The organism is Sphingopyxis granuli NBRC 100800 (assembly GCF_001591045.1).
Classification (GTDB): domain Bacteria; phylum Pseudomonadota; class Alphaproteobacteria; order Sphingomonadales; family Sphingomonadaceae; genus Sphingopyxis; species Sphingopyxis granuli.
In genome coordinates this window covers 1-24,819 of sequence record NZ_BCUA01000020.1, presented here as the reverse complement: position 1 = coordinate 24,819, position 24,819 = coordinate 1, and the positions used below count along the sequence as shown (strand labels likewise).

21 protein-coding genes are annotated in these 24,819 nt (G+C 67.8%); 7 read left to right on the top strand and 14 right to left on the bottom strand.

The window, feature by feature from the left end:
* Positions 1-44 precede the first annotated feature (44 nt).
* Positions 45-2,201: an acylase gene (locus SGR02S_RS07105; RefSeq protein WP_174521639.1), complete on the bottom strand. Its 2,157-nt coding sequence runs from the start codon at positions 2,199-2,201 to the stop codon at positions 45-47.
* Positions 2,202-2,647: 446 nt separating this feature from the next.
* Here SGR02S_RS07105 and clpB point away from each other — a divergent pair, with 446 nt between their 5' ends.
* Positions 2,648-5,227 carry an ATP-dependent chaperone ClpB gene (gene clpB / locus SGR02S_RS07100; protein ID WP_067107283.1) on the top strand — a complete coding sequence of 860 codons (2,580 nt, stop codon included), beginning with the start codon at positions 2,648-2,650 and terminating at the stop codon, positions 5,225-5,227.
* Between the two features lie 121 nt (positions 5,228-5,348).
* Here the strand turns inward: clpB and SGR02S_RS07095 are convergent, their stop codons facing one another.
* Together SGR02S_RS07095 and SGR02S_RS07090 are read right to left on the bottom strand one after the other, a co-directional pair.
* Positions 5,349-5,591: a hypothetical protein gene (locus SGR02S_RS07095; RefSeq protein ID WP_067107281.1), complete on the bottom strand. Its 243-nt coding sequence runs from the start codon at positions 5,589-5,591 to the stop codon at positions 5,349-5,351.
* Between the two features lie 60 nt (positions 5,592-5,651).
* Positions 5,652-6,830 carry an aspartyl/asparaginyl beta-hydroxylase domain-containing protein gene (locus tag SGR02S_RS07090; protein ID WP_067107279.1) on the bottom strand — a complete coding sequence of 393 codons (1,179 nt, stop codon included), beginning with the start codon at positions 6,828-6,830 and terminating at the stop codon, positions 5,652-5,654.
* Between the two features lie 76 nt (positions 6,831-6,906).
* Between SGR02S_RS07090 and SGR02S_RS07085 the strand changes: the two genes are divergently transcribed.
* The gene (locus SGR02S_RS07085; protein WP_067107277.1) at positions 6,907-7,947 is read left to right on the top strand and encodes a hypothetical protein; all 1,041 of its coding nucleotides are present in this window, start codon (positions 6,907-6,909) and stop codon (positions 7,945-7,947) included.
* Positions 7,948-8,285: 338 nt separating this feature from the next.
* On the opposite strand, the gene SGR02S_RS07075 is transcribed toward SGR02S_RS07085, so the two are convergent.
* The 4 genes from SGR02S_RS07075 to xseA all read right to left on the bottom strand — a co-directional run bounded on the left by SGR02S_RS07075 (position 8,286) and on the right by xseA (position 14,250).
* On the bottom strand, positions 8,286-11,300 hold the full coding sequence (locus tag SGR02S_RS07075) for a TonB-dependent receptor (RefSeq protein WP_067107273.1): 3,015 nt from the start codon (positions 11,298-11,300) through the stop codon (positions 8,286-8,288).
* Between the two features lie 268 nt (positions 11,301-11,568).
* On the bottom strand, positions 11,569-12,510 hold the full coding sequence (locus tag SGR02S_RS07070) for a M23 family metallopeptidase (protein WP_067107271.1): 942 nt from the start codon (positions 12,508-12,510) through the stop codon (positions 11,569-11,571).
* Complete coding sequence (locus SGR02S_RS07065) at positions 12,507-12,719, bottom strand: DUF2093 domain-containing protein (RefSeq protein ID WP_067107269.1); 213 nt, start codon at positions 12,717-12,719, stop codon at positions 12,507-12,509. The genes SGR02S_RS07070 and SGR02S_RS07065 overlap by 4 nt, the downstream gene beginning before the upstream one ends.
* Before the next feature lie 76 nt (positions 12,720-12,795).
* Positions 12,796-14,250, bottom strand: a complete 1,455-nt coding sequence (xseA, locus tag SGR02S_RS07060; RefSeq protein ID WP_067107267.1) for an exodeoxyribonuclease VII large subunit — start codon at positions 14,248-14,250, stop codon at positions 12,796-12,798.
* On the opposite strand from xseA, the gene purD reads away from it, so the two are divergent.
* The 3 genes from purD to SGR02S_RS07045 all read left to right on the top strand — a co-directional run bounded on the left by purD (position 14,249) and on the right by SGR02S_RS07045 (position 16,938).
* Positions 14,249-15,526 (top strand): phosphoribosylamine--glycine ligase, encoded by a 1,278-nt coding sequence (purD, locus tag SGR02S_RS07055; RefSeq protein WP_067107264.1) that lies wholly within the window; start codon positions 14,249-14,251, stop codon positions 15,524-15,526. The genes xseA and purD overlap by 2 nt on opposite strands.
* A 189-nt stretch (positions 15,527-15,715) precedes the next feature.
* Positions 15,716-16,285 carry a helix-hairpin-helix domain-containing protein gene (locus SGR02S_RS07050; protein WP_067107261.1) on the top strand — a complete coding sequence of 190 codons (570 nt, stop codon included), beginning with the start codon at positions 15,716-15,718 and terminating at the stop codon, positions 16,283-16,285.
* A gap of 275 nt (positions 16,286-16,560) precedes the next feature.
* Positions 16,561-16,938 carry a hypothetical protein gene (locus SGR02S_RS07045; protein ID WP_067107258.1) on the top strand — a complete coding sequence of 126 codons (378 nt, stop codon included), beginning with the start codon at positions 16,561-16,563 and terminating at the stop codon, positions 16,936-16,938.
* Positions 16,939-16,987: 49 nt separating this feature from the next.
* On the opposite strand, the gene SGR02S_RS07040 is transcribed toward SGR02S_RS07045, so the two are convergent.
* A complete protein-coding gene (locus SGR02S_RS07040; RefSeq protein ID WP_067107255.1) occupies positions 16,988-18,310 on the bottom strand; it encodes a hemolysin family protein in 1,323 nt (440 codons plus the stop codon).
* A 217-nt stretch (positions 18,311-18,527) separates the two neighbouring features.
* Between SGR02S_RS07040 and SGR02S_RS07035 the strand changes: the two genes are divergently transcribed.
* Complete coding sequence (locus tag SGR02S_RS07035) at positions 18,528-19,217, top strand: YiaD family glycine zipper/OmpA-like lipoprotein (RefSeq protein ID WP_067107252.1); 690 nt, start codon at positions 18,528-18,530, stop codon at positions 19,215-19,217.
* Positions 19,218-19,271: 54 nt separating this feature from the next.
* On the opposite strand, the gene SGR02S_RS07030 is transcribed toward SGR02S_RS07035, so the two are convergent.
* The 6 genes from SGR02S_RS07030 to SGR02S_RS07005 are packed head-to-tail and all read right to left on the bottom strand — an operon-like array spanning position 19,272 to position 23,401.
* On the bottom strand, positions 19,272-19,901 hold the full coding sequence (locus tag SGR02S_RS07030; protein WP_067107249.1) for a MarC family protein: 630 nt from the start codon (positions 19,899-19,901) through the stop codon (positions 19,272-19,274).
* On the bottom strand, positions 19,898-20,578 hold the full coding sequence (locus SGR02S_RS07025) for a hypothetical protein (protein ID WP_067107247.1): 681 nt from the start codon (positions 20,576-20,578) through the stop codon (positions 19,898-19,900). Before SGR02S_RS07025 ends, SGR02S_RS07030 begins: the two co-directional genes overlap by 4 nt.
* A complete protein-coding gene (folD, locus tag SGR02S_RS07020; protein ID WP_067107245.1) occupies positions 20,578-21,477 on the bottom strand; it encodes a bifunctional methylenetetrahydrofolate dehydrogenase/methenyltetrahydrofolate cyclohydrolase FolD in 900 nt (299 codons plus the stop codon). Before folD ends, SGR02S_RS07025 begins: the two co-directional genes overlap by 1 nt.
* A complete protein-coding gene (locus SGR02S_RS07015; RefSeq protein WP_067107243.1) occupies positions 21,477-21,776 on the bottom strand; it encodes a YggT family protein in 300 nt (99 codons plus the stop codon). The genes folD and SGR02S_RS07015 overlap by 1 nt, the downstream gene beginning before the upstream one ends.
* Before the next feature lie 45 nt (positions 21,777-21,821).
* Positions 21,822-22,730: an acetylglutamate kinase gene (argB, locus tag SGR02S_RS07010; RefSeq protein ID WP_404950385.1), complete on the bottom strand. Its 909-nt coding sequence runs from the start codon at positions 22,728-22,730 to the stop codon at positions 21,822-21,824.
* On the bottom strand, positions 22,727-23,401 hold the full coding sequence (locus SGR02S_RS07005) for a queuosine precursor transporter (RefSeq protein WP_067107241.1): 675 nt from the start codon (positions 23,399-23,401) through the stop codon (positions 22,727-22,729). Before SGR02S_RS07005 ends, argB begins: the two co-directional genes overlap by 4 nt.
* A 126-nt stretch (positions 23,402-23,527) precedes the next feature.
* Here SGR02S_RS07005 and SGR02S_RS07000 point away from each other — a divergent pair, with 126 nt between their 5' ends.
* The gene (locus tag SGR02S_RS07000) at positions 23,528-24,778 is read left to right on the top strand and encodes a NupC/NupG family nucleoside CNT transporter (RefSeq protein ID WP_067107239.1); all 1,251 of its coding nucleotides are present in this window, start codon (positions 23,528-23,530) and stop codon (positions 24,776-24,778) included.
* Positions 24,779-24,819: the final 41 nt, after the last annotated feature.

The following is a 24,819-nucleotide window of genomic DNA, read 5'->3' as shown; positions in this document are numbered from 1 at the left end:
CGAACGGCAGTGTATCAATGGTGTAGGACGGCCGTGCGGGGCTTTCAAGGCCGATAGAAACGCGCCCCGCTGGCGCGCAGCGCCGCCGGGTCGAACAGCACCGGCTTCAACCTGTGCGCCACGAACAGCGGCGCCTGGTCGTTATAGTGCGGACTGTCCGGCCGCGTCGTCGCGGCCCCGAAGGGCTGGATCGATTCCGAATGCACCCGCCCGTCGCGGTCCCACGTCACGAACAGGATGAAGCTGTCGCCGTGGCGCACTTTCAGCCGCCCGTCGGGCTCCACATCCCACAGCGTCGAGGCGCGGATCGTGTCGTTGCCGCCGTCGAGCGGCAGGTCGACACGGTGCGGTCCCTCGCCGTGCCGCAGCCGCAGCACCGTGCCCAGCTTCGGATCGAGCGTCGCGAAATGGTCCTGTAGATGCACGACCGTCTGCTTGAGCACGGTCAGCGGGTCGGGCGGCGGGCGTCGCTGGTAATGGCGCCCGCCCGCGGGGCGCAGCAGCATCAGCGCCAGCGCATCGCCATGCCCCTTGCCGTCGAGGTTCCAGTCCCACTTGCGCAGCAGCCGCTGCGCCTCGGCCAGCGCCGGGTCGCCGCTGACGTCGAGCGCGAGCAGCCGGTCGATCCACGCCTTGGCATAGCCGGTCTTCGCATAGCTGGTGTCGTATTTGATCGCCTTCAGCCGCGCCTCGTCGATCGGCCCCGACGCCTCGAACAGCTCGATCAGCCGCGACGCGCGGTTGGTCATATCGTCCTCGATCCCCAGCAAGGGCGAAAAGGCCGCAGCGTCGAGCTCGTCGCCCGGCCCCGCCGCGACCCACGGCGTGTTGTTCGCGTTCATCACATAGCCCGAGCGCGGATTGACCAGCGCCGGCACCCGGTCGAAGGGCAGCGCCTTCGTCCACAAATTCGCCGATGTGTCGCCCGGCAGGACGCCGCGCCAATTATAGCCGGCGGGCCGGTCGGGGAACATCGCATTATAGAAGAAGCCGATATTGCCCCTGGCATCGGCATAGACGAAATTGGTCGCCGGCACGCCCTGCCCTGCCATTGCCGCGCGCCACTCGGCGAAATCGCGCGCCTTGTTCAGCCGGTAATATTGCGTGACCATGTTCGCCTGGTCGATCCCGGCGTAGCGGATGGCGAAGGCGCCCTTGGCACCGACGATCACCGGCCCGTGCACCGAGCGATGGACGGTGCGCGGCACCGGCAGCACGAAGGGACCATATTTGACGCGCAGCCAGACCCGCTTCGTTTCCAGCGGCACCCACTTCCCGTCGAAGCGGTAATTCTCGCCGCTGTCATCGAGTGCCAGCTGGTAGACGTCGATCAGGTCGGGCCGGTTCACCGTGTTGGTCCAGCCGAGATACTTGTTGTGACCGAGGAAAGGATAGGGCGACCCCGGAAAATTCGCCCCGGCGAAATCCCAGCCCTCGCCCGAATGGACGACCAGTTCGTACCAGGCGACGCCGCCCGTCCACGGCTGGTGCGAGTTGGAGACGAGCCGCGTCGCGCCGTCGGTCGAGCGCGACGGCGCGACCGCCATCGCGTTCGAGCCATTGTCGTCGGGATCGCGCCCGACCGGGGTCAGGTCGCGCGCGACCGGCTGCCCCTTGGGGTCGAGCGCCGGCCCGCCCTCGCGCGCCAGCGGCGTGCCCTCGGCGAGCGAGCCAATCGTCGAATCGAGCCCGAAGAAGAAGGGCGACCGCAGCACGAAGCCTGCGACGACATCTTCGCCGGTGACGGGGAACAGCCCCGACAGGCGGACTTCGTCCGGATGCTTGTCGGCATAATGATTGAGCCCGGCGGCATAGGCGGTGAACAGCGCCCGCACGTCCGCAGGCAGGCGCGGCCAGTCGCGCGCGGTCGTCGCGCGCACGCCGAGCAGTTCGGCGACATAATCGATCTTCGCCCCGTCCTCGCCCAGCATCGCCCCGGCGCGCCCGCGGGTCATCGCAAGCACCTCCTGCAGGGTCGAGAAATCATCCTCGGCATGGGCATAGGCGACGCCATAGGCGACGTCGGCATCGGTCTTGCCGAAGATGTGCGGCACCCCGAATTTGTCGCGCGCGATCTGGACGTCGGTCGGCCGGAAGGCAGGCGCGGCGGGCGCCTGCGCCGTCAGCGGCTCCCACAAGGCCAGCCCCAGCGCGGCGGCCGCCAGCAGCAGGAGCAATCCCAGCACAGCCCGTCGCAGCATGTCCGCCATCCTTCCTGTCTTCGGCCGCGATGGTGTGGCGGGCGAACGGTGCGAAGGCAAGCGGCTGTGTCGCCTGGGGGCTTCGGAAACGATTCGCGCAGAGGCGCAGAGATCGCAGAGATCATGTTCACGCGGAGCCGCGGAGGCGCGGAGATATGGTTAGGGCCGACAGGCCCCATATTTTCCCGATCTCGGCGCCTGACGACAAGGTGGGCGAGAAGAAGCCGCTTCGCGGCAAGCGCGAGTTCTCCGCGTCTCCGCGGCTCCGCGTGAACCCGATTCAAACTCTCTGCGATCTCTGCGCCTCTGCGCGTATCTTCCCCAACCCTGCGCTCCTCCCGGCCGATTTTCGCCGCACCTCCCCCTCTCCACGCGAATCTCGAAACGCGCTCTTGTGTTGCATAACGGCAACACTATCTCTGTCGGCAAGAAAGGGGATCCTTTACATGAACCTCGAAAAATTCACCGACCGCGCCAAGGGTTTCCTCCAGTCGGCGCAGACGATCGCGATCCGCATGAACCACCAGCGGATCGGCCCCGAGCACATCGCCAAGGCGCTGCTCGAGGACAAGGACGGCATGGCCGCCGGCCTGATCCAGCGCGCCGGCGGCGACGCCGCGCGCGCCGTGCAGGGCATCGACGCCCTGCTCGCCAAGGTGCCCGCCGTGTCGGGATCGGGCGCGCAGGCCACGCCGGGGCTAGACAATGACGCGGTGCGCCTGCTCGATCAGGCCGAACAGGTCGCCACCAAGGCCGGCGACGGCTTCGTCACCGTCGAGCGGCTGCTGCTCGCCATGGTGCTCGCCGCGACGACCCCGGTCGGCAAGGCCTTCGCCGACGCCGGCGTGAAGGCCGACGCGCTGAACACCGTCATCAACGAGCTGCGCCGCGGCCGCACCGCCGACACCGCGGGCGCCGAGGACAGCTTCGAAGCGCTCAAGAAATATGCCCGCGACCTTACCGAAGTCGCGCGCGAGGGCAAGCTCGACCCGGTCATCGGCCGCGACGAGGAAATCCGCCGCACCGTGCAGATTCTCGCGCGCCGCACCAAGAACAACCCCGTCCTCATCGGCGAACCCGGCGTCGGCAAAACCGCGATCGCCGAAGGGCTCGCGCTGCGCATCGCCAACGGCGACGTCCCCGACAGCCTCAAGGACCGCCGCCTGCTCGCGCTCGACATGGGCGCGCTGATCGCGGGCGCCAAATATCGCGGCGAGTTCGAGGAGCGCCTCAAGGGCGTGCTCGACGAGGTCAAGTCGGCCGAGGGTGAGATCATCCTGTTCATCGACGAGATGCACACGCTGGTCGGCGCCGGCAAGGGCGAGGGCGCGATGGACGCCTCGAACCTGCTCAAGCCCGCGCTCGCACGCGGCGAGCTCCACTGCATCGGCGCGACGACGCTCGACGAATATCGCAAATATGTCGAGAAGGACCCCGCGCTCCAGCGGCGGTTCCAGCCGGTGTTCGTCGGCGAGCCGACGGTCGAGGATTCGATCAGCATCCTGCGCGGGCTCAAGGAGAAATACGAGCTGCACCACGGCGTGCGGATCACCGACGGCGCGATCGTCGCCGCGGCGACGCTGTCGAACCGCTATATCACCGACCGCTTCCTGCCCGACAAGGCGATCGACCTGATGGACGAGGCCGCGAGCCGCATCCGCATGGAGGTCGAATCGAAGCCCGAAGAGATCGAGACGCTCGACCGCCGCATCATCCAGATGAAGATCGAGGAAGCCGCGCTCGGCAAGGAAAGCGACGACGCGTCGCGCGACCGGCTTGCGAATCTGCAGGCCGAACTCGCCAACCTCGAACAGCAGTCGGCCGAACTCACCCAGAAGTGGCAGGCCGAAAAGGAGAAGATCCACGCCGAGGCGAAGATCAAGGAACAGCTCGACGCCGCGCGCGTCGCGCTCGACCAGGCGCAGCGTGCGGGCGACCTCGGCAAGGCGGGCGAACTCAGCTACGGCACCATCCCCGCGCTCGAAAAGCAGCTCGAGGAGGCGCAGGCCGTCGCGGGCAATGCGATGCTGCGCGAGGAGGTCACCGCCGACGACATCGCCGCGGTGGTCAGCCGCTGGACCGGCATTCCGGTCGACCGGATGCTGGAGGGCGAGCGCGAGAAGCTGCTCGGCATGGAGGCGCATCTCGGCCAGCGCGTGATCGGGCAGGACGAGGCGGTGCGCGCGGTCTCGACCGCGGTTCGCCGCGCGCGCGCCGGGCTGCAGGACCCGAACCGGCCGCTCGGCAGCTTCCTGTTCCTCGGCCCGACGGGTGTCGGCAAGACCGAGCTGACCAAGGCGCTCGCGCGCTTCCTGTTCGACGACGACAATGCGATGGTCCGCATCGACATGTCCGAATTCATGGAAAAGCACAGCGTCGCGCGACTGATCGGCGCGCCGCCGGGCTATGTCGGTTACGAGGAAGGCGGGGTGCTCACCGAAGCGGTGCGTCGCCGCCCCTATCAGGTCGTGCTGTTCGACGAGGTCGAGAAGGCGCATGGCGACGTGTTCAACATCCTGCTCCAGGTGCTCGACGACGGGCGGCTGACCGATGGGCAGGGCCGCACGGTCGACTTCACCAACACGCTGATCATCCTGACCTCGAACCTCGGCAGCCAGGCGATCGCCGCACTCCCCGACGACGCGCCGGTCGAGCAAGCCGAGCCTGCGGTGATGGAGGTGGTGCGCGCCCATTTCCGGCCCGAGTTCCTGAACCGGCTCGACGAGATCGTGCTGTTCCACCGCCTGGGCCAGCAGCATATGGGCGGCATCGTCGACATCCAGGTCGCGCGCGTGCAGAAACTGCTCGCCGACCGCAAGGTGACGCTCGACCTCACCGACGCGGCGCGCAGCTGGCTCGGTCGTGTCGGCTACGACCCCGTCTACGGCGCCCGCCCGCTCAAGCGCGCGGTGCAGAAATATCTGCAGGACCCGCTCGCCGACCTCATCCTCAAGGGCGAGGTCAGGGAAGGTCAGACGGTCAAGGTCGACGAGGGCGACGGGGCGTTGGTGCTGACGCCGGTATAAGGAGGCCAAAGACAGGACCACCGGTCTGGATTCGATCCAGACCGGTGGTTCTGAAATCCGCTTCTACCGTATATTTTGCCGTTTTGTCAGGCCAGGCACCTGGCGTTCGATGCGCTGGAGCCTACTGCCCACTCGGGCGGCTGCGACTGAAGTCTATGATGTCGCGGGCGGCCGCATTGCCGGAATCCGCCAGACGGCGCCACTCACCGCGCGTCTTGCACACCCGTTCCTTGCGGGCGAGCGAGCCGGTCACGTCGACCCGGCGGCAAACCATTTCCGCATCGGGGTCCTCTTTCTTGTCCGCCACGGGCTGCGGGTTGGACGCCTGCAAGAGGGCGCTCAGGATAATGGATGCCACGTACATGTCTGCCCCTTCCGGCCAATCAGCCCGAATTACCAATGGATCGCGCCACTCGCAAGAGGCTCATCGCGCCGCCGGCTCGGTCAGCGCGTCGGCCGTCCGGCAATAATCGGCGATGACGGCCTGCTCTTCGGGGCTCAAATGCGGGTTCCACACGTCGAAGATGAGGATGGCGCGCAGCGAGTCGCTTTCGTTCCAGGCTTCATGTTCGATGGTGTCGTCGAAAGCGAAGGGCCGGCCTTCGACCCATTCGCGCGTTTCCCCGCCGACGCGGAAGCCGCAATGCGGCGGCACGATCAGCGGCAGATGGATGATCGCCCGGGTATTGGTGACGCCGGTGTGCGGCGGAATGCGTGTATGCGGGCGCAACATCGAGAAAAAGGCGCTGGGCGCCCGGCCCGGAATATGCGCGCTGGGCGTCGCGGCGAGCGCGGCGGCGGTTTCCGGACAGCGGTCGAGGACGGGCTGGTTGGGCTGGCCATATTCCCACAGGAAACAGGCGCTCCAGTCGGCATTGTGATCCAGCTGGTCCCACTGGCTGCCCGATGCACCTTTGTCCATGCGGACATAGGGCCGCAGCGCGTCGCCGGGATCGGCGAGCAGCGCCTCGAGTTCGGCGCGGATCGCCGGAGCGCGCGCGGCCAGATCGTCGAACCACGGAAAATGGCGGTCGTCGAAATATTCGTCGGCCGGCAGGAACGGATAATGGAGGCCCGCGCACTGGTTCCGATAGACGCGGCGACGCCCGAGGGCATGGTCGAGGAAAGCGGTGGAACGCCGGCGCGCCGTTTCATCGAGCGCCGAGAGGCGCGAACCGAATTCGCGCTCGACGAAGCCGGCGAGCGCGGCCTGCTGCGCCTGGCAATAGGCGCGCGCATGATCGAGAATCTGCACAAAGGCCGGCGCGGGATCGGCGATCTGCTCGCCGAGCTGGAGCACCGCCGACCAGCGCAGAAGCGCGTCGCGCGTTTCGCTGCGCCGTTCGTGCAGTTCGGCCAGCCGGACGAGCGCGGCAACGTCGCGCTGATCGGTCTCGAGCGCGCCTTGCAGGGCCTGCCGCTCACCGTCGTCGTCACCGAGCAGGCGGTGCGCATGCGCGAGGTTGCGCCACAGGCTTCCGGCTTGCGGATCGATCGAGACGGCGTGCGTGAACAGCCGAACCGCGGTCGCGGAATCACCGGCGTTCAGCGCTGCGAGCCCCTGGGCATTGGCTTCGTGGGACGAAAGAGTCGACTTGGACATGGCTTTCCCTACGCTGCGAACGGCGCATTGGAAAGACGGCACTTGTCGCCCGGCCGGTCCCGATTATGGTGCGACTATGGTTTCCACACCCGCTTTCGATCCCGCCGATCCGACTTGGCTTGCCCACCGCTACGACATGGCGGCGGACCGCCTGCTGTTCCGTCACGTGCCCCACGCAATGCACGCCGCGGGACCATTTCTGACCGACGAACTTGTCGGCGGGCAGCCCGAGATTATCGCGCCGCGCGCCGCGAGCGTCGAGGCCGCGCGCGGTAACGCCGGCGCAATCCATTTCCTGTTTCATTCCGCCTTCTGCGCCTCGACGCTGCTCGTGCGGGCGCTGGATATTCCGGGTCATTCGATGGGTCTTTCCGAACCCGTCCTGCTCAACGACATCACCGGCATTCATCGCCGTGGCGAGCGCCGGGGGGCGGAGCTTGCACATCTGCTCGACGATGCGCTCCTGCTGCTCGCGCGGCGCTGGACACCAGCGGAGGCGGTCGTGGTCAAGCCTTCCAACATCCTTGCGGGGTTGATGACGCCGATGATGGCACTGCGCCCCGACGCCCATGCGCTGCTCCTGCATGCGCCCCTGCGCGAGTTCCTGCTGTCGGTCGCGCACAAGGGTTTGTGGTGCCGTCTGTGGGCGCGCGAGCTTCTAGAAGGATTGCTGCGCGAAAATCTCGTCGATCTGGGCTTCGAGGCCCGCGACTATTTCCGGCTCAGCGACCTTCAGGTGGCGGCGGTCGGATGGCTGGCCCAGCAGCGCCTGTTCATCGCACTGGCCGAACGCTTTCCCGATCGCGTCCGCACCCTCGATTCGGAAAGCCTGCTGGCCGACCCCGCGGCCACGCTCAAGGCGCTCGCGGACTTTTCGATGCTTCCGGCCGCAGCGGCGGCAGGCGGCGACCTGGCCGGCCGCGCCGTCTTCTCGCGGCACAGTAAATCGGGCGCCGATTTCTCGGTCGAAGCGCGAAAGCAGGAGCGCGCCGCGGCGACGACAGCCTATGGCGACGAGATCGACAAGGTGCATGATTGGACGCTGGCAGTGGCTGACGCCGCCGCGATCCCGCTGGCCCTGCCGAACGCCTTGTTACCTCCTGCCGGTGCGCGTTAGCGCGGGACGACTATCGCGAGAATCGCCGGCCAAAGCGGGGTCCGCGCGAGGCGCACCATGCTATCTGAAACCTTGCTTTCGTGGGGGTTCCGGAAGGCGGTACGGTCTTCACCAAAGGCGATATGGCTTTGCATCGGGAAGATGGATTGGTTGCCCCGCTCGCGTACGGCGTTTCGGATCGATTTCCCTGACATAGCGAGAGGCGTGAATGGCGTTACCGCCCAGAAGAACCGTGTCTCCCCTTCGAACAAAACCGTTCGAGCCATTCTTCGGCGATCACCCATAAAAAAAGGGAGCGGACATCACTGCCCGCTCCCGATTTTTTCGCCTATTCGCTCTTAGAAGCGGACGCGAGCCGCGGCGACGTAACGGCGCCCGATCGAATCGTAGGTCGACGGGAAGGTGTTGCCGCTGTTGTAGGTCGTCGAACCCGCTTCACCGCCAACCAGCGGCGGCTTCTTGTCGAACAGGTTCTGCACGCCCACCGTCACGGTCAGGTTCTCGAGAACGTTGAACCGCGTCGTCAGGTCGAAATAATCATATGCCTTAATACGATTAAAGTTGACCTGCTTGCCGGACAGGGTGCCCGTGCCGGCGCCCAGCGCGCCCTCGAAGATTTCGCGCGAGTTGTCATCGAAACCACGGTCCGCGTAGTCGCTGGCCAGACCTTCATACTTGCTACCGCCGATGTGGCGCCACAGCAGCGAGACGTCGAAGTCGTCGAAAGCCAGCGAGGTGCGAAGCGACCACTGCCACTCGGGGATCGGCTGACCGCAGTTCGCCGAGAAGTAGCCGACGCAATCACGGTTGTAGCCGCCCGGAGCCGACTGGAACTTCGACTGCTCCGTCCAGTTCAACTGGCCGGCAAAGCTGAGGTTCGCAAAGCCCACGTCGCGCGAGTAGTTCAGGTTGACGTCGATGCCGCTGGTTTCCAGCGTGCCGAGGTTCGACGTCGTCAGGAACAGACCCGGCGTCGTGTTCGGATCACCGTTCAGACCACCCGTCAGCGGATCGCGACGGATCGAGGTGCAAGCGGCCGTTGACGATGCGCCTGCCGCCGGCGACGAGGGATCGGCACCGAAACAGGCCGAGATAGCGTCACCAGGAGTCGGCGACGTGATCGCACCCGTGATCTTGATGTGGTAATAGTCGACCGACAGCGACAGTTTCGGAACGAAGCTGGGCTGCAGCACGACACCCACCGTCCAGGTCTTGCCGATTTCCGGCCCAAGGTTCAGGTTGCCGCCGCCCGTAGCGTTGGCCTGACCCGAAATCGGCTGGGCGATGAAGTCCACCGTGCTGGCCGGCGTACCCGGCGCGAGCTGCGCAATACAGACAGCGCGCAGTTCGCCGGTCGGGTTAGCACGAATGACGTTGCCGTTATCGTCGCGCGTCGCGCACGGATCGTCCTGCAGGTTGGTCAGTGTCGTATTCACCGGTGAGAACAGTTCGGCGATATTCGGCGCACGAACCGCCCGCGCATAGTTGCCGCGGAACTTGATGTCGCTGATCGGAGTCCAGCTGCCGCCGACCTTCCACGTCGTGGTGTTGTACGACGGGCTGCCGACCGCATCGACCTTGTAGGACGAATAGCGGATGCCGCCTTCGATGGTCAGATCCTCGAAGAAGGGCTTGTCCTGAACCAGCGGAACGATGAGTTCACCGATCGCTTCATAGACGTTGAAGCCACCATCGATGTTCGGCGCGGCGCCACCGGCACCGCCGAGGTCACCGCCAGCTGCGAGTGTATCGGACGCCTGCGACGCCTTATACTCGCGATATTCGCCGCCGACCGCGAAAGAGATCGGGTCTGACGCCATCGGGCTGGCAACGCCGAAGTCACCGCTGAGCATCGCGCGGGCCTGCGCCATCGACGTCTTGGTGCGGACCGTCGACACTTCGTTCAGGAAGCTGATCGCCTCGGGCGTCCAGCTGCTGTTGCCTTCCACGCCGAACCAGTTGATCGGAACGCAGCCTGCGGCCGCGCCGTCAAAACAGCTTGTCGTGTTGTTCGCGAGGAAGCTGTCGCGCACCCGCGAGTTCAGCGTATAGCCGCCGATCTGCTGCAGGTTTTCGGATTCGCCATAGCTGCCGAAGACATCCCAGCTGATCGTATCGGTCACACCACCACGGAAACCCAGCCGATAATCGAAGAAGTTGGTCGTGTATTCGCTGATACGCGGGCCGACTTCGGTCGCACGACGGAACAACGAACTCGTCACCGTCCGATAGGCTGCATCGCCGGGCGTCAGAGACGGATCGGCGGCGGCGGTGCAGGTCGCTACATCAATGCCGTTCGCATCACAGAAGGTGGTGCGCAAAGCATCGTTGAGGAACGGGTTGTTCAGCGGAATATCGACCCCGATGCCGAAAGCGCCAGACGGTGCGATGATCGTGCTGACGGTATTCTTCGAGAAAACGCCGCGCGTATAGACTTCCAGCGCATCGCTGATCTCATAGTTGGCGGCACCGTACATGTTGAACCGCTTGAAGGGTGTCTGGTAGACGTTGTACGGGTTGAAGTTGAACGCCGTAAAGGTGGTGCCCGGATTGAAGTCCGTGCCGGCGGCGTTGATTTGCCGCGTACCCTGACCCGGAAGCGAGAAGCGCGAGGGAACTGCGGTTCCCGAACCGCCCGCACCGCCGGAGCTGGAGCTGAGAGCATAGAGGCCATGCTCGCGGCCGCCCTGATAGATGGGGTCCGATTCCTGATAGCCGATGCTGAACACGGCGTTGCCGCGGCCATCGTCGAAGTTCGCACCGATCGTTACGTCGGCGCGCAGCGTGTGGCCGTCGCCGCGCTCGGTGATCTGGTTCGAGATATTGGCCTCAATACCCGCGAAGTTGCGCTTCGTGATGAAGTTGACGACACCCGAGACGGCGTCGGCGCCATAGGTGGTCGAAGCACCGCCGGTCAGGACGTCGACGCGCTCGATCAGCGCCAGCGGAATGTTGTTGAGGTCGAAGCGGCCGTTCAGTTCGGCGGGCACCAAGCGGACGCCGTCGATCAGGACGACGTTGCGGTTCGAGCCGAGGTTGCGCAGGTTGACGAACGACGCACCGCCGTTGCCGTTGTTGACCGCCGAGCCGATCGACGGCGTGACGCCGGGCAGTTCGCGCAGCAGTTCTTCGGCGACGTTCGCCTGCTGCATGTCGATCTCATCCGCGCCGATGGCGGTAACGGGCGAGGCCGATTCCAGGTTCGGGTTGCGGATCAACGTGCCGGTCACGACGATTTCCGAGCTGCTGGTCGCGCCTTCGTCCTGCGCATAGGCAGGAGCCGAAACGAGGGCGACGCCGAGCACCAGCGGCGCAGCGCCCAGCTTCAGCTTCGAATATTGGGTTTTCTTCACAGTGCAGTCCCTTGCTCTGATGGATCGAGATACCCGGGCATACACGGCGTGGACGATTCAACGCCCCCGCATAGACACCCCGATAGCGTGCGGGATGGCCGGTCATTCATCTGGAGTAAAGGAAATTCCCGGCGCTTTCTGCCGTTTCGCCAGCGATTGTGACGTATTTGCAACAACCCGGAGACGTCACGAAACACTATGCGCCGGGGCGACCACTTTGCGTTATTTTGTTTCAATGGTTACGATTTTGCGGCCCGGCTCCCGTCGGTCAGCGCGGCATCGGACCCGCGAGCGTGCCGGGGTCGAGCCGCGCGCCGCGCCACATCAGGCCCCAGTGCAGATGCGGTCCTGTCGCGCGGCCGGTCCGGCCCACCGTTCCCAGCACCTGCCCCTGCGCCACCCGGTCGCCGACCGCCACGTCGAGCCGCTGGCAATGCAGGAAGGCGCTGTTGAGGCCCATGCCGTGATCGACGATGAGCAGATGGCCTTCGAGCGTGAAGGGAACCGCCGCCGCCAGCACGACGACGCCGTCGGCGGGGGCGCGGAAGGGGGTGCCGGCGGGAACCGCGACGTCGGTGCCGCTGTGATAGCTCCCCGGCTTGCCCTGATAGACGCGCTGCGACCCGAAGAAGCCCGACAGGCGGCCGGTCGCCGGCCAGAGGAACGTCTGGCGCCAGCCGTCCGAATCGGCCTGCACCGCGCGCGCCGCGCGGATTTGCGCCAGCTCGTCGGGGCGCCGCCGCTCGAACTCCGCGTCGCTCGCCGCGCTGCCGCGCCAAGGCGCGTTGACATGCTCGATCCGCCACTGGCCCACCGCGACCGCCAGCGTCCGTTCGACCCGTCGCCCGTCGGACAGCGTCGCGACGAGGCGCTGGGTCGCGGGCGCGTCGCGGTCGAAGGCGACCAGGAATGCCCCGTCGGCGGCGAGCGCCACTGCTTCGCCGTCGAGCGCCAGCGCGCGCGTGCCGCCCGGCGCCTGCCCGATCAGCGCGCCGCCCTGGACGGCGGTGCCGCGAAAATGGAAATCGGCGGACCCGGCGACGGAAGGCGGTGGGGCGGGCGGCGTCGCGACGGACGCCTCGGGCGCGGGCGGCGGCGGCGGCGGGGCGGGCGGCGCGTCCTCCGCTGCCGGAACGCAGCCGGCGACGACGATCATGCCAAGCAGCGACAGGAAGACCGGCCCCCGGGGCCGCGCCCCGCGTGCCGTCATGCGCCGGGCACCGCGTCCAGCATCGCCCGCGTCGCGATTGCGGCGCTCGCATAGGGTTCCTGCCGCGCCACCGACCAGTAGCGCAGTTCGTCGAGCCCGATCGGCGCGCCGCTGACCGCGCACAGCACATGGTCGCCGGGCGACAGGGTGCGAAAGCCGTTCGGGCCGTATTGCAGGCGGGCGAGGCGGTTGCGGCTGGCGATCAGCATGATTCGATGTCCGTTCGAGCGTAAATCATGGCAGAGCTTATAGCAGCTCCGCCCCCGGCGGCCACCCCCGCCGCCGTCAGAACAGCTCGCCCTGCCCGCGTCCGGGCGCAGCGAGCGGCGGCTTGCGGGCGGGTTTCGGCGCGGGCGTAGGCGGCGTTCCATCGGCCGCCGCCTGCACCGGCACCTCGCCATCGGCGAACTGGAGCCGCAGATGCCCCGCCGCGCGCGCGCCGGCCGCGGTCGTCACGATCGTCCCGCCGGCATCGCGCACCATCGCATAGCCGCGCGACAGCAGCGCGCGCGGATCGAGCGAGGCGAGCAGCCGCGCCAGGCCCGACAGCCGCGCCCGGTCGCGATCCCATGCCCGCGCCAGCAGCGCCGGGCGCAGTGCCGCCGACCGACTCGCCAGCCGCTCGGCGACGACCGCGAGCCGGTGGCGCTGACAGCGGTCGAGCCTGTCCCCGGCATCGTCGAGCCGCTGGCGCTGCGGCGCATAGAGAGCCTCGCGCCGCGGCAGGTGCCGCGCCAGCGCAGTCAGCCGCTCGCCTGCCAGCCCCTGATGGCGATTCGCCGCGCCGAGCATCCGACCGCGCCACGTCGCCAGCTGCGTCATCAGCTCGGCACGCACCGGCACCGCCATCTCGGCCGCTGCGGTCGGGGTCGGGGCGCGCACGTCGGCGGCATAGTCGGCGAGCGTCACGTCGGTCTCGTGCCCCACCGCGCTGATCGTCGGGATGCGGCAATCGGCGATCGCGCGCACGACGACCTCCTCGTTGAACGCCCACAGATCCTCGATCGAGCCGCCGCCGCGCGCAACGATGACGAGGTCGGGACGCGGTATCGGACCGCCGGGTTCCAGCGCGTCGAAGCCGCGGATCGCGGCCGCGACCTGCGCCGCCGCGCCCTCGCCCTGCACCAGCACCGGCCAGACGATCACATGCGTCGGACAGCGGTCGGCGAGGCGATGGAGGATGTCGCGGATCACCGCGCCGGTCGGCGATGTCACGACCCCGATCGTGCGCGGCAGGAAGGGCAGCCGGTCATATTTGCGCTCGCGGTCGAACAGCCCCTCGGCGCCGAGCCGCGCCTTCAGCTTCTCGAACAGCAGCATCAGCGCACCCTCGCCCGCGACCTCGAGCGATTCGACGACGAGCTGATATTTGGAGCGGCCGGGATAGGTGGTGAGCTTGCCGGTCGCGATCACCTCGATCCCGTCCTCGGGCCGGAAGGCGAGGCGGCCCGCCTGCCCCTTCCACATCACCATGTCGATCAGCGCATTGTCGTCCTTCAGGCAGGCATAGAAATGCCCCGACGCCGCGCGCTTGGTGCCCGACAGCTCGCCGCGGACGCGGATGCGGCCGAATCCATCCTCGACCGCGCGCTTGATCGCCGCCGACAACTGGCTGACCGTCATCGCGGGCGCGCCAGACGCCCCGGATGCCGCGGACGCATTGTCGCGCGCGCCTGCCTCGGCTAACAGCCGCGCGGGCGCTTCGCTGTCGGACGCCGGATCGGGAAAAGGGACTGCCATGAATATCCTGCTCATCGGGTCGGGGGGCCGCGAACATGCGCTGAGCTGGCAACTGGCACAATCGCCAAGCTGCGCCAAGCTCTATGCCGCCCCCGGCAACCCAGGGATAGAGGCGCACGCCGAATGCGTGCCGATTCCCGCCGACGACCTCGACGGCCTCGTCGCCTTCGTCAGGACGCACGCCGTCGACTTCGTCGTCGTCGGACCGGAGGCGCCGCTCGTCGCCGGCCTCGCCGATCGGCTGCGCGCGATCGGCGTCGCGGTCTTCGGCCCCTCGGCCGCCGCGGCGCGGCTCGAAGGGTCGAAGGGCTTCACCAAGGATTTGTGCGCGCGCGCCGGCATCCCCACTGCCGCCTACGCCCGCGCCACCTCGGCCGAGGAAGCGCTGGCGCTGCTCGACGGCTTTTCGATTCCCGTCGTCATCAAGGCCGACGGCCTCGCCGCGGGCAAGGGCGTGATCATCGCCGCGACGCGCGCCGAGGCAGAGGCGGCGATCGAGGACATGTTCGCCGGCGCTTTCGGCGGCGCGGGGGCAGAGGTCGTCCTCGAAGACTATCTGACCGGTGAGGAGGCGAGCTTCTTCGCGCTGTCCGACGGCACCGACGTCATCGCCTTCGGCAGTGCGCAGGACCACAAGCGCGTCGGCGACGGCGACACCGGCCCCAACACCGGCGGCATGGGCGCCTACAGCCCCGCGCCGGTACTGAACCCCGATCTCGAGGCGCAGGTGATGGACCGCATCGTCCGCCCGACGGTCGCGGCGCTCGCCGCCGACGGCACCCCCTATGTCGGCGTGCTGTTCGCCGGGCTGATGCTGACCGACACGGGGCCGCAGCTCATCGAATATAACTGCCGCTTCGGCGATCCCGAATGCCAAGTGCTGATGATGCGCTTTCTCGGCGATTTCGCCGGATTGCTCCACGCCGCCGCGACCGGCGGCCTCGCCGACGCGCCACCGCCGGCCTTTTCTGGAGACTATGCGCTGACGGTGATCATGGCCGCGAACGGCTATCCCGGCACCCCCGAAAAGGGCGGCGCCATCCGCGGCATCGCGGAGGCGGAAGCGGGCGGCGTGCGCGTCTTTCACGCCGGCACCGCACGCACCGACGGAGCGATCGTCGCCGCCGGCGGCCGCGTGCTCAGCGTCACCGCGACCGGCCACAGCGTCACCGAGGCGCAGGCGCGCGCCTATGCCGCGGTCGACCGGCTCGATTTCCCCAGCGGCTTCTGCCGCCGCGACATCGGCTGGCGCGAAGTCGCGCGCGAGGCGCGCTAAGGGCGGAATCGCCTGAAAAAACAGCCTTGTGCTCCCGCGCAGGCGGGAGCCCAGAACGACGAAAAGCCTGCGTGGTATTATGCCGCTCTGGGTCCCCGCCTGCGCGGGGACCCAGCCCGACCGCGATGGCGCGGCACTGGACGCGCCGCGCGCCGCCGCATAAACTGACGGCAAAGCAGGGAGATCATCATGACGTGGCTACAGGAAAACTGGATCATCGCGGTCGTCGGGCTCGTCGTCGCGATCGCGCTTCTCTGGTGGCTGTTCGGGCGATCGAAAGCCGAAGAGGCCGCGCCGCCGACCGTCGCGCCCGCCGAGCCGCGCAAACCGCTCGAACCGACGAAGCCCGACATCGTCGCCGCCGAGCCCGCGCGCTTCAAGCCCGTCGAGCCGGCTCCGGCCCCCATCCCCCCCGCACCGCCCCCGCCGCCCGCCCCGGCCGCCGAAGCGCCGCTCCCGGCTCCAGCTCCAGTCGAAGCCCCGCCGCCGCCCGCCCAGCCAGCGGCAGCCGGCGACAATCTGCGGCTGCTGAAGGGCGTCGGCCCCAAGCTTGCGACGCTGCTGAACGACCTCGGCATCACGCGCTTCGACCAGATCGCGGCATGGACCGAAGCCGACATCGCCGCCATCGACCCGCAACTCGGCACCTTCCAGGGCCGCATCGTCCGCGACAACTGGGTCGACCAGGCCTCCTACCTCGCGCGCCGCGACAAGGCCGGGTTCGAGGCGAAATACGGGGCGCTCGGCGGCGAATTGTAGCGGCAGGGACGCAGCCGAAAGGCGCCATTCCCGTTTTTCACATCGTCATTCCCGCGAAAGCGGGAATCCCGGGACAGGTCGGCTGACGAATGCTCTCGATCCCGCTTTCGCGGGGATGACGAAGAAGGGGGATATCGGGAAGCCGTCCCAAAGCCGCCACCTTTCGAAAATAATCCTTCCCCACATTGTTCCGCCGTGGTCCAAACTGCCGGATAGAGCGCACACCAGCCTCGCCCCGGCGGCTGCTTGCCGACAGCTGCCTCGCCTTCACTCCCGTGCGCTCGCGGCGGCAGCGCGCCGATGGCTGGACGCCCGAAACGCAGGCGCATTCCATTCGCGCGCTCGAAGCCATGGGTTCGGTGGGAAAGGCCGCAAAGGCCGTCGGGATGGGCCGCGCGTCGGCCTATCGCCTCCGCGACCGCCCCGGCGCGGCCGGCTTTGCCGCCGCATGGGATCGCGCGATTTCGATGGGGCGCACGCATCAGTACAGCATCGCGATGGATCGCGCGCTCAACGGCGTTACGACCGTTCGCGTTCTCAACGGCGGAGCGATTGATGTCAGCGACGGTCCCGACATAGCGGTTATCCATGCCGCCTTGCGCGGCGAAGCAAAGCGGCCCTGTCCCACCAAGGCGACAAAGGAGACAGAATGACGGCGCACGTCCGTCTCTTTGTCGCTTCAAGAGTTACAAAAGCACGAGGTCACTCGCCTTCGTCCTCCCGCGGCTTGCGGATTTCGCTGACCAGCAGCTTGTCGATCTTGCGCCCGTCCATGTCGACGATCTCGAAACGCCAGCCCTTGTCGGTGAAATGCTCGCCCTCCTCAGGCAGGCGCTTGAGCACCGCGAGCGCATGGCCGGCGGCGGTCGCATAGTCGCGGTCGTCGTCGAGTTCGATCCCCAGCCGCTCGGCCATCTGGTCGGCGGGCATCGATCCGGCGATCAGCAGGCTGCCGTCGTCACGCTCGACGACGAAGGGCTCGCTGCCGATATCCTGGTCGGACGCGAATTCGCCGGCGATCGCTGACAGCAGGTCGGCGGGGGTCACCAGCCCCTCAAAATGCCCATATTCGTCGTGGACGAGCAGCATCGGCACGTCGGCCGCACGCAGGCCTTCCAGCGCGTCCATCGCGTCGATCTGATCATGGATGACGCTCGCATGGCGGGTCAGCGTCTCGAGCGCGAGCGTCTCGCCGCGGAACAGCGCGGCGGCGATGTCGCGCGCCTGCACGACGCCGACGATGTCGTCGACCGATCCGCGCGCCACCGGCAGCCGCGTGTGCGGCGTTTCGAGCAGCTTGGCGCGCACCGCGGCGGCGTCGGCGGCGACGTCGATCCAGTCGACGTCCTTGCGCGGCGTCATCACCTCGCGCACCGGCCGGTCGGCCAGCCGCACGACGCCCGAGATGATCGCGCGCTCGCTTTCCTCGATCACCCCCGATTTCGACGCCTCGGCGACGATCAGGTGCAATTCCTCCGCCGTCACCCTGTCCTCCGATTCGCGGTTGAGGCCGAGCAGGCGAAAGACGAGACTCGAACTGGTGTCGAGCAGCCAGACCAGCGGCGCGGCGATGCGCGACAGCCAGTACATGAAGGGTGCGACGATGATCGCGACGCGCTCGGGCGAGCGCAGCGCGAACTGCTTGGGCACCAGTTCGCCGGCGATCAGCGAGGCATAGGTGGTCAGCGCGATGACGATGGCAAACGCCGCGCTCAGCGCTGTCTGCGGGTCGATTCCGAACAACGCCGCCAGCCGGTCGGCGACCGGCTGGCCCAGGCTGGCGCCCGAATAGGCACCGGTCAGAACGCCGATCAGCGTGATGCCGACCTGCACCGTCGACAGGAAGCGGCCCGGATCGGCGGCGAGCTGACGCGCGATCCGTGCGCCGTTGCTCCCTCTTTTCTCGGCCGCTTGCAGCCGCGGGTCGCGCGACGACACGATGGCCAGTTCGGACATGGCGAAAACGCCGTTGAGCAGGACGAGGATCGCGATGATGGCGACGTCCGACCAGGGGAAGGGCGTCATGGGACGGGCAACGGGCGCTCCGGCGCCTGGCCCCTGCAAGGATCGGTCATGGCGCCCCTATACGGCAAAGCCGCCGCGTTGCACAACAATATGCTCCGCAAGCCGGCTCAGCCGCCGTTCAGCAAGATTCTGGAACCAGATGCGCGGCCATATGTTATCGCCATGGAGGGCGGCCGCCGCAAGACCAGCCGGCGGCGCCCATGAAAGGGAGCGACCCATGAAGAACAGGACGATCAAGCTCACCATGTTCACCGCCGTCGGCGCGCTGATGCTCACCGGCTGCGTGACCGATCCGGAGACCGGACAGCAGCGCATTTCCAAGGCCGCGATCGGCGGCGTCGGCGGCGCGCTCGGCGGCTATCTGCTCGGCGACCTCATCGGCGGCAAGCGCGACCGCACCGAAAAGATCGTCGGGGCCGGCATCGGTGCCGTGGCGGGTGCGGGCGCGGGCTATTACATGGACCAGCAGGAAAAGAAGCTGCGCGAACGCACCGCCGGCACCGGCATCGACGTCGAGCGCCAGGGCGACCAGCTCGTCCTCAACATGCCCGGCGACGTGACCTTCGACTATAACAGCGCGGTCGTGAAATCGCAGTTCCGCAGCGCGCTCGACAGCGTCGCCTCGACGCTCTCCGAATATCCCAGCACCTATATCGACGTCTACGGCCACACCGATTCGACCGGCAGCGACAGCTACAACCAGGGCCTGTCCGAACGGCGCGCCTCGTCGGTCGCCGACTATCTCGCCGGCCGGGGCGTCAACCGCGCGCGCATGGCGACGATCGGCTATGGCGAATCGCAGCTCAAATGCGCGCCCGAACGCAGCGAGGCCGATTATCAGTGCAACCGCCGCGTCGAAATCCGCATCGCGCCGGTGACGCAGAACGACGTCAACGCCGCGCGGTAAGCCACGCTCCCCCGTCCGGCCTCCCGCGCTTCGGGATGCCGGGCGGGGCCTGCGTCAGGCCAGCGTCGGGAAGCTCGCCTTCAGCCCGTCGATCACGAACTGCGCGGCAAGCGCGGCGAGCAGCACGCCGAGCAGGCGCGTGATCACCGCCTCGCCCTTGTTGCCGATCAGCCGCATCATCGGCCCCGCCATCAGCAGCGCCGCCAGCGTCAGCAGCAGCACGAGCAGCAGCGCGGCAAAGATCACCAGCGCGCGGTCGAGCCCGTTGTTCTGCGCGACGAGCAGCATCACCGATGCGATCGAGCCGGGACCCGCAAGCATCGGCATCGCCATCGGGAACACCGACACATCGTCGACCTCGGCCGCGGCCTTCACTTTCTCGGCGCGTTGTTCGCGTCGTTCGGTGCGTTTCTCGAACACCATGTCGATGGCGATGATGAACAGCATGATCCCGCCGGCGATGCGGAAACTGTCGAGGTCGATGTGCAGGAAGCTGAGCAGCGCCTCGCCGAACATCGCGAAGAAGATCAGGATGCAGCCCGCGATCGCGACCGCGCGGAACGCCATCGAGCGCCGCTGCGCCGCGCCCGCGCCGGTCGTCAGGCTGGCATAGATCGGCGCGCAGCCGGGCGGGTCGATCACCACGAACAGCGTGACGAAGGCGGAGATGAAGAGGTCGATCATGCCGCCGCGCCGGGCGCCGCGACCACGTCGTCGACGACGGGCACCATCGCCTCGCCGTCCCAAAGGCGGATGGTGACGCGCCGCGACTTGTCCGGCCGGACGGTCGAGGTCCAGCTCATCGTCTGGTCGCGCGACAGGCCGACCGCGGTATCGTCGCCCTCACCGCCGGCTTCGATTCCTACCGCCGGGCGGGCGCCGCACGCCGCCTGCTTCGATGCGATGAACTCGGGCACTTCGCGCGGCGTCACCAGCCCGTCGCCATGGTCGAGCACCCAGCGCAGTTCGCCCTTCAACGGGTCGCGCAGCCAGACGGTGGTGTAATAGCCGGTGCTGCCGTCGGGCTGTTGCCACGCCCCGGTCGTCGCGCCGGCGCTGCCGTCGCAGCTCGAAAAGACCGCGTGCGGCTGCCAGCGGACCGACGCCGGCGGGTCGGCGCGCCCCTTGAGCCAGGCCTTCGCATTGACCCGCTCCGGCACGAACATCACCGCATCGGGCGCCGAGGTCTCGCGGAACGCCGTCCATTGTCCCTTGTCCTGCGCGAGCCGCGCGAAGGCGAGTTCGGCGGCGACGAAGCCGCTCGGATTGGGCGCGAGCGGCCGGTTCCGCATGTCGGACCCCGGCCCGGCGCAGCCGCCGAGCAGCGCGAGCGCGGCGCCCGCGAGCCAGAGCCGCCGCATCAGAATCCCTCCGGATCGGCGAGGCCGGCGCGGCGGTGCGCCGCGACCAGCGTGTTGCGTAGCAGGCAGGCGATGGTCATCGGACCGACGCCGCCCGGCACCGGGGTGATCGCGTCGGCGACGGCGGCCGCCTCGGCATAGGCGACGTCGCCGACCAGTCGGCCCTTCGCCGCGCCGTCGGCGGGCGGCAGGCGGTTGATGCCGACGTCGATGACCACCGCGCCGGGCTTGATCCAGTCGCCGCGCACCATCTCCGGCCGCCCGACCGCCGCGACCACGATGTCGGCGCGGCGGACGAGCGCGGGCAGGTCCTTCGTGCGGCTGTGCGCGACGGTGACGGTGCAGTTGGCGCCGAGCAGCAGCGCCGCCATCGGCTTGCCGACCAGGATCGAGCGGCCGACGACGACCGCATCCTTGCCGCTGAGGTCGCCGAGCCGGTCCTGCAGCAGCAGCAGACAGCCATAGGGCGTGCACGGCACCATGCCGGCTATGCCGAGCGCGAGGCGCCCGGCGCTGACCGGGGTCAGCCCGTCGACGTCCTTGTCGGGATCGATCGTCGCCACCGCGCGCTGCTCGTCGAGATGGCCGGGCAGCGGAAGCTGGAGCAGGATGCCGTCGACCGCGTCGTCGGCGTTGAGCGAGGCGAGCAGCGCCTCGACCTCTTCCTGCGTCGCATCGGCGGGCAGGCGGTGCTCGAAGCTTTCCATGCCCGCGGCGACCGTCGCCTTGCCCTTCGAGCCGACATAGACCGCGCTCGCCGGATCGTCGCCGACGAGCACGACCGCCAGTCCGGGCGCGCGCCCGGTCGCGGCGCGGAACGCCGGCACCGCTTCTGCGATCCGGACCCGCAGGCCCGCCGCGAACGCCTTGCCGTCGATGATGTGCGCCCCCGCCGCCATCACGCGAGCCCGTTGGTGTAGGCGAAGCGCGCGAGGTAACCGAGCACCGGTCCCTGCAGGATGATGATCAGGATCAGCACCAGCATCGGGGTCAGGTCGATGCCCCCGAAATCGGGCATGATGCGGCGGAAGGGCCGGTAGAGCGGTTCGGTGATCCGGTCGAGCACCATCCACAGCTGGCCGACGAAATCATTGTGCGTGTTGATCACGTTGAAGGCGATCAGCCACGACATCACCGCCTGCGCGATGATGAACCACCACAGCACCGTCAGCAGGATGTCGACGATCTGGAGGAGCATGAGAAGCAAGGCAGGGTCTCCGTCTAGAGGCGTTGGTCCGCTTTCTTAGCGGTGAATGAGCGTGCCCGCACCCCTTGCGGTGAAAATTTCGAGCAGCATCGCGTGCGGGATGCGGCCGTCGAGGATGACCGCCGCCTCGACCCCCGCGTCGACCGCCGCCAGGCAGGTGTCTACCTTCGGGATCATGCCGCCGGTGATCGTCGCGTCGGCCTTCAGCGCCTCGATCCCGCCACGGTCGAGATCGGTGAGCAGCGCGCCGTCCTTGCCCAGCACCCCGGCGACATCGGTGAGCAGGAAGAAGCGCTTCGCGCCGAGCGCGCCGGCGATCGCCCCCGCCATGGTATCGGCGTTGATGTTGTAGGTCGCACCGTCGGCCCCGAGCGCGACCGGCGCCACCACCGGAATGAAATTGTCGTTCGCCAGATTGGTCAGGATCGTCGGATCGACCGCCACCGGCTCGCCGACGAAGCCCAGGTCGACATGGCGCTCGATCCCCGAATTGGGGTCGGGTTCGGTCCGGCGCACCTTTTCGGCGAGGACGAGGTTGGCGTCCTTGCCCGACAGGCCGACCGCGCGGCCGCCGAGCCCGGCGATCCAGCCGACGATCTCCTTGTTGATCTTGCCCGCGAGTACCATTTCCGCGACCTCCGCGGTCGCGGCGTCGGTGACGCGCAGTCCGCCGACGAAGGTCGATTCGATCCCGAGCTGTTTCAGCATCCGGCCGATCTGCGGGCCGCCGCCATGGACGACCACCGGGTTGATCCCCACGGCTTTCAGCAGCACGACATCCTCGGCGAAGTCGCGCTGCGCCTCCGGATCGCCCATCGCATGGCCGCCATATTTGATGACGAAGGTCTGGCCTGCATAGCGTTGCAGATAGGGCAGCGCCTCGACGAGCGTTTCAGCCTTGGCAAGCAGGTCGGGCATTTTCGAAGGGTCGGTCATCGATATCATCCAGCGGTCTTTGCATCGAGGTTGCGGCCGAGAGCGACAAGGCCGGTAATCACGAACGGGATGACGAGCACCGACAGCGCGACCTTGGCGAGCATCTGGCCGCCCATCAGGTTCGCGATCGGAAACACGCCGTAAAAGGCAATGGTGACGAACAGCAGCGTGTCGACGATCTGACTGAGCGCGCTGGCGATCGCGCCGCGGATCGCCAGCCATGTCGACGTGCCTGTCCCGACGCTGCCGCGCAGCCGGGAAAAGATGGTGACGTTCAGGAATTGCGACGTCCCGTAGGCGACGATGCCCGCCGCCATCAGGCGCGGGCTCTGCCCCAGGATCATGTCGAACGCCGCCAGCCGTTCGGGCTGCATTTCGGGCGACGCGGGCAGCGCGAGCACCAGCGCCGTCAGCATGATCGACAGCACCAGCGGGACGAACCCCCACAGCACCAGCCGATTGGCGACCGATTGTCCGTGCAGTTCGGACACCGCGCTCGACAGGGCGACCAGCAGCAGGAAGGCGAATATTCCGGCCTCGACCGCCAGCCAGCTTCCCAGCGCCACCTGCTTGTTCCCGAGCACGCCCGCCAGCACCACCATCCCGCCGTAGAGGATGGAGAACAGGAACAGCGATGGGGACAACGTGCGCGGCAACGCCGTCGATGTGGTGTCGGTCATGCCGCCCGATAGTCGGTTTTGCCAGGACAGGGAAGGCCGAGAAACACGGCTCGGCGCGCGCCCCTTGCCCCGCCGCCAAAGCCCGCTAGACAGGCGAAACAACCTTGCGGGGTACGCACTCTATCCATGGAACGCCTGATCGGTCTGCTCGGCATCGTCGCATTGCTCGCGATCGCCGTGCTCTTTTCCTCGAACCGCCGCTGGATCCGTCTGCGCGTCGTCGTCCCCGCCTTCCTGCTGCAGGCGGGGTTCGCGCTGCTGGTGATCGGCACGCCGTGGGGGCGCGCGGTCATCCAGGCGATGTCGAACGGCGTTTCCAACCTGCTCGGCTATGCGAAGGCGGGCACCGACTTCATCTTCGGCCCGCTCGCCTCGCCCGAAATGGGCGCGAACAGTTTCGCCATCGCCGCGCTGCCGGTGATCATCTTCTTCGCCTCGCTGATCTCGATCCTCTATTATCTCGGCATCATGCAGCTCGTAATCAAATGGGTCGGCGGCGCGATCCAGAAGGTGACGGGCATCACCAAGGTCGAGAGCCTGGGCGCCGCCGCGAACATCTTCGTCGGGCAGAGCGAAAGCCCGCTGGTCATCCGCCCCTATCTCGCCGGGCTGACGCCGTCGCAGCTCTTCACGGTGATGACCGTGGGGATGGCGGGGGTCGCGGGGACGATCCTCGGCGCCTATGCGAGCATGATCGGCGAGCAGCTGCTGCCCTATCTGCTCGCCGCGAGCTTCATGTCGGCGCCCGGCGGCATCCTGATGGCGAAGATCATGATGCCCGACGACCCCAGGGACATCGGCATCGAACCCGTGATCATGCCCGAGGCGAGCCATGACGAGGAGAAGCCCGCGAACATCATCATGGCGGCGGCGCAGGGCGCGCAGACCGGCGTCCGGCTGGCGGTCGCGGTCGGCGCGATGGTGCTCGCCTTCGTCGCGCTGGTCGCGCTGGCGAACGGGCTGCTCGCGGGGGTCGGCGGCTGGTTCGGCCAGCCCGACCTGTCGTTCCAGGCGATCATCGGCGCGATCTTTCGCCCGGTAATGTGGCTGATGGGGGTGCCGTGGGACGAGAGCGCGTCGGTGGGCGGGCTGTTCGGCACCAAGGTCGTGCTCAACGAATTCGTCGCCTTCATCGACCTCGGCAAGATACAGGGCGGGCTGTCGGCGACTTCGGTGGCGATCGCGACCTTCGCGCTGTGCGGCTTCGCCAATTTCAGCTCGATCGCGATCCAGATGGCGGTGACCGGCGGCCTCGCCCCGAACCAGCGCCCGATGATCGCGCGGCTGGGCCTGAAGGCGCTGCTTGCGGGCAGCCTGTCGAACCTGATGTCGGCGGCGCTCGCCGGGCTGATGCTGTCCTTCACCGCGCCGCTGTAGCGCCGCCGCGGCGTCCCGCCGCCCCCTTAAAGCATCGTGCG

Coding starts and splice junctions, on each gene's coding strand:
- SGR02S_RS07050 (WP_067107261.1), top strand. CDS start 15,716: ATGACGTGGCTACAGGAAAACTGGATCATCGCGGTCGTCGGGCTCGTC.
- SGR02S_RS07105 (WP_174521639.1), bottom strand. CDS start 2,201: ATGCTGCGACGGGCTGTGCTGGGATTGCTCCTGCTGCTGGCGGCCGCC.
- SGR02S_RS07015 (WP_067107243.1), bottom strand. CDS start 21,776: ATGCTCCTCCAGATCGTCGACATCCTGCTGACGGTGCTGTGGTGGTTC.
- SGR02S_RS07025 (WP_067107247.1), bottom strand. CDS start 20,578: ATGCGGCGGCTCTGGCTCGCGGGCGCCGCGCTCGCGCTGCTCGGCGGC.
- SGR02S_RS07085 (WP_067107277.1), top strand. CDS start 6,907: ATGGTTTCCACACCCGCTTTCGATCCCGCCGATCCGACTTGGCTTGCC.
- clpB (WP_067107283.1), top strand. CDS start 2,648: ATGAACCTCGAAAAATTCACCGACCGCGCCAAGGGTTTCCTCCAGTCG.
- SGR02S_RS07030 (WP_067107249.1), bottom strand. CDS start 19,901: ATGATCGACCTCTTCATCTCCGCCTTCGTCACGCTGTTCGTGGTGATC.
- SGR02S_RS07065 (WP_067107269.1), bottom strand. CDS start 12,719: ATGCTGATCGCCAGCCGCAACCGCCTCGCCCGCCTGCAATACGGCCCG.
- SGR02S_RS07000 (WP_067107239.1), top strand. CDS start 23,528: ATGGAACGCCTGATCGGTCTGCTCGGCATCGTCGCATTGCTCGCGATC.
- SGR02S_RS07040 (WP_067107255.1), bottom strand. CDS start 18,310: ATGACGCCCTTCCCCTGGTCGGACGTCGCCATCATCGCGATCCTCGTC.
- SGR02S_RS07095 (WP_067107281.1), bottom strand. CDS start 5,591: ATGTACGTGGCATCCATTATCCTGAGCGCCCTCTTGCAGGCGTCCAAC.
- folD (WP_067107245.1), bottom strand. CDS start 21,477: ATGGCGGCGGGGGCGCACATCATCGACGGCAAGGCGTTCGCGGCGGGC.
- SGR02S_RS07070 (WP_067107271.1), bottom strand. CDS start 12,510: ATGACGGCACGCGGGGCGCGGCCCCGGGGGCCGGTCTTCCTGTCGCTG.
- SGR02S_RS07035 (WP_067107252.1), top strand. CDS start 18,528: ATGAAGAACAGGACGATCAAGCTCACCATGTTCACCGCCGTCGGCGCG.
- xseA (WP_067107267.1), bottom strand. CDS start 14,250: ATGGCAGTCCCTTTTCCCGATCCGGCGTCCGACAGCGAAGCGCCCGCG.
- argB (WP_404950385.1), bottom strand. CDS start 22,730: ATGATATCGATGACCGACCCTTCGAAAATGCCCGACCTGCTTGCCAAG.
- SGR02S_RS07005 (WP_067107241.1), bottom strand. CDS start 23,401: ATGACCGACACCACATCGACGGCGTTGCCGCGCACGTTGTCCCCATCG.
- SGR02S_RS07090 (WP_067107279.1), bottom strand. CDS start 6,830: ATGTCCAAGTCGACTCTTTCGTCCCACGAAGCCAATGCCCAGGGGCTC.
- purD (WP_067107264.1), top strand. CDS start 14,249: ATGAATATCCTGCTCATCGGGTCGGGGGGCCGCGAACATGCGCTGAGC.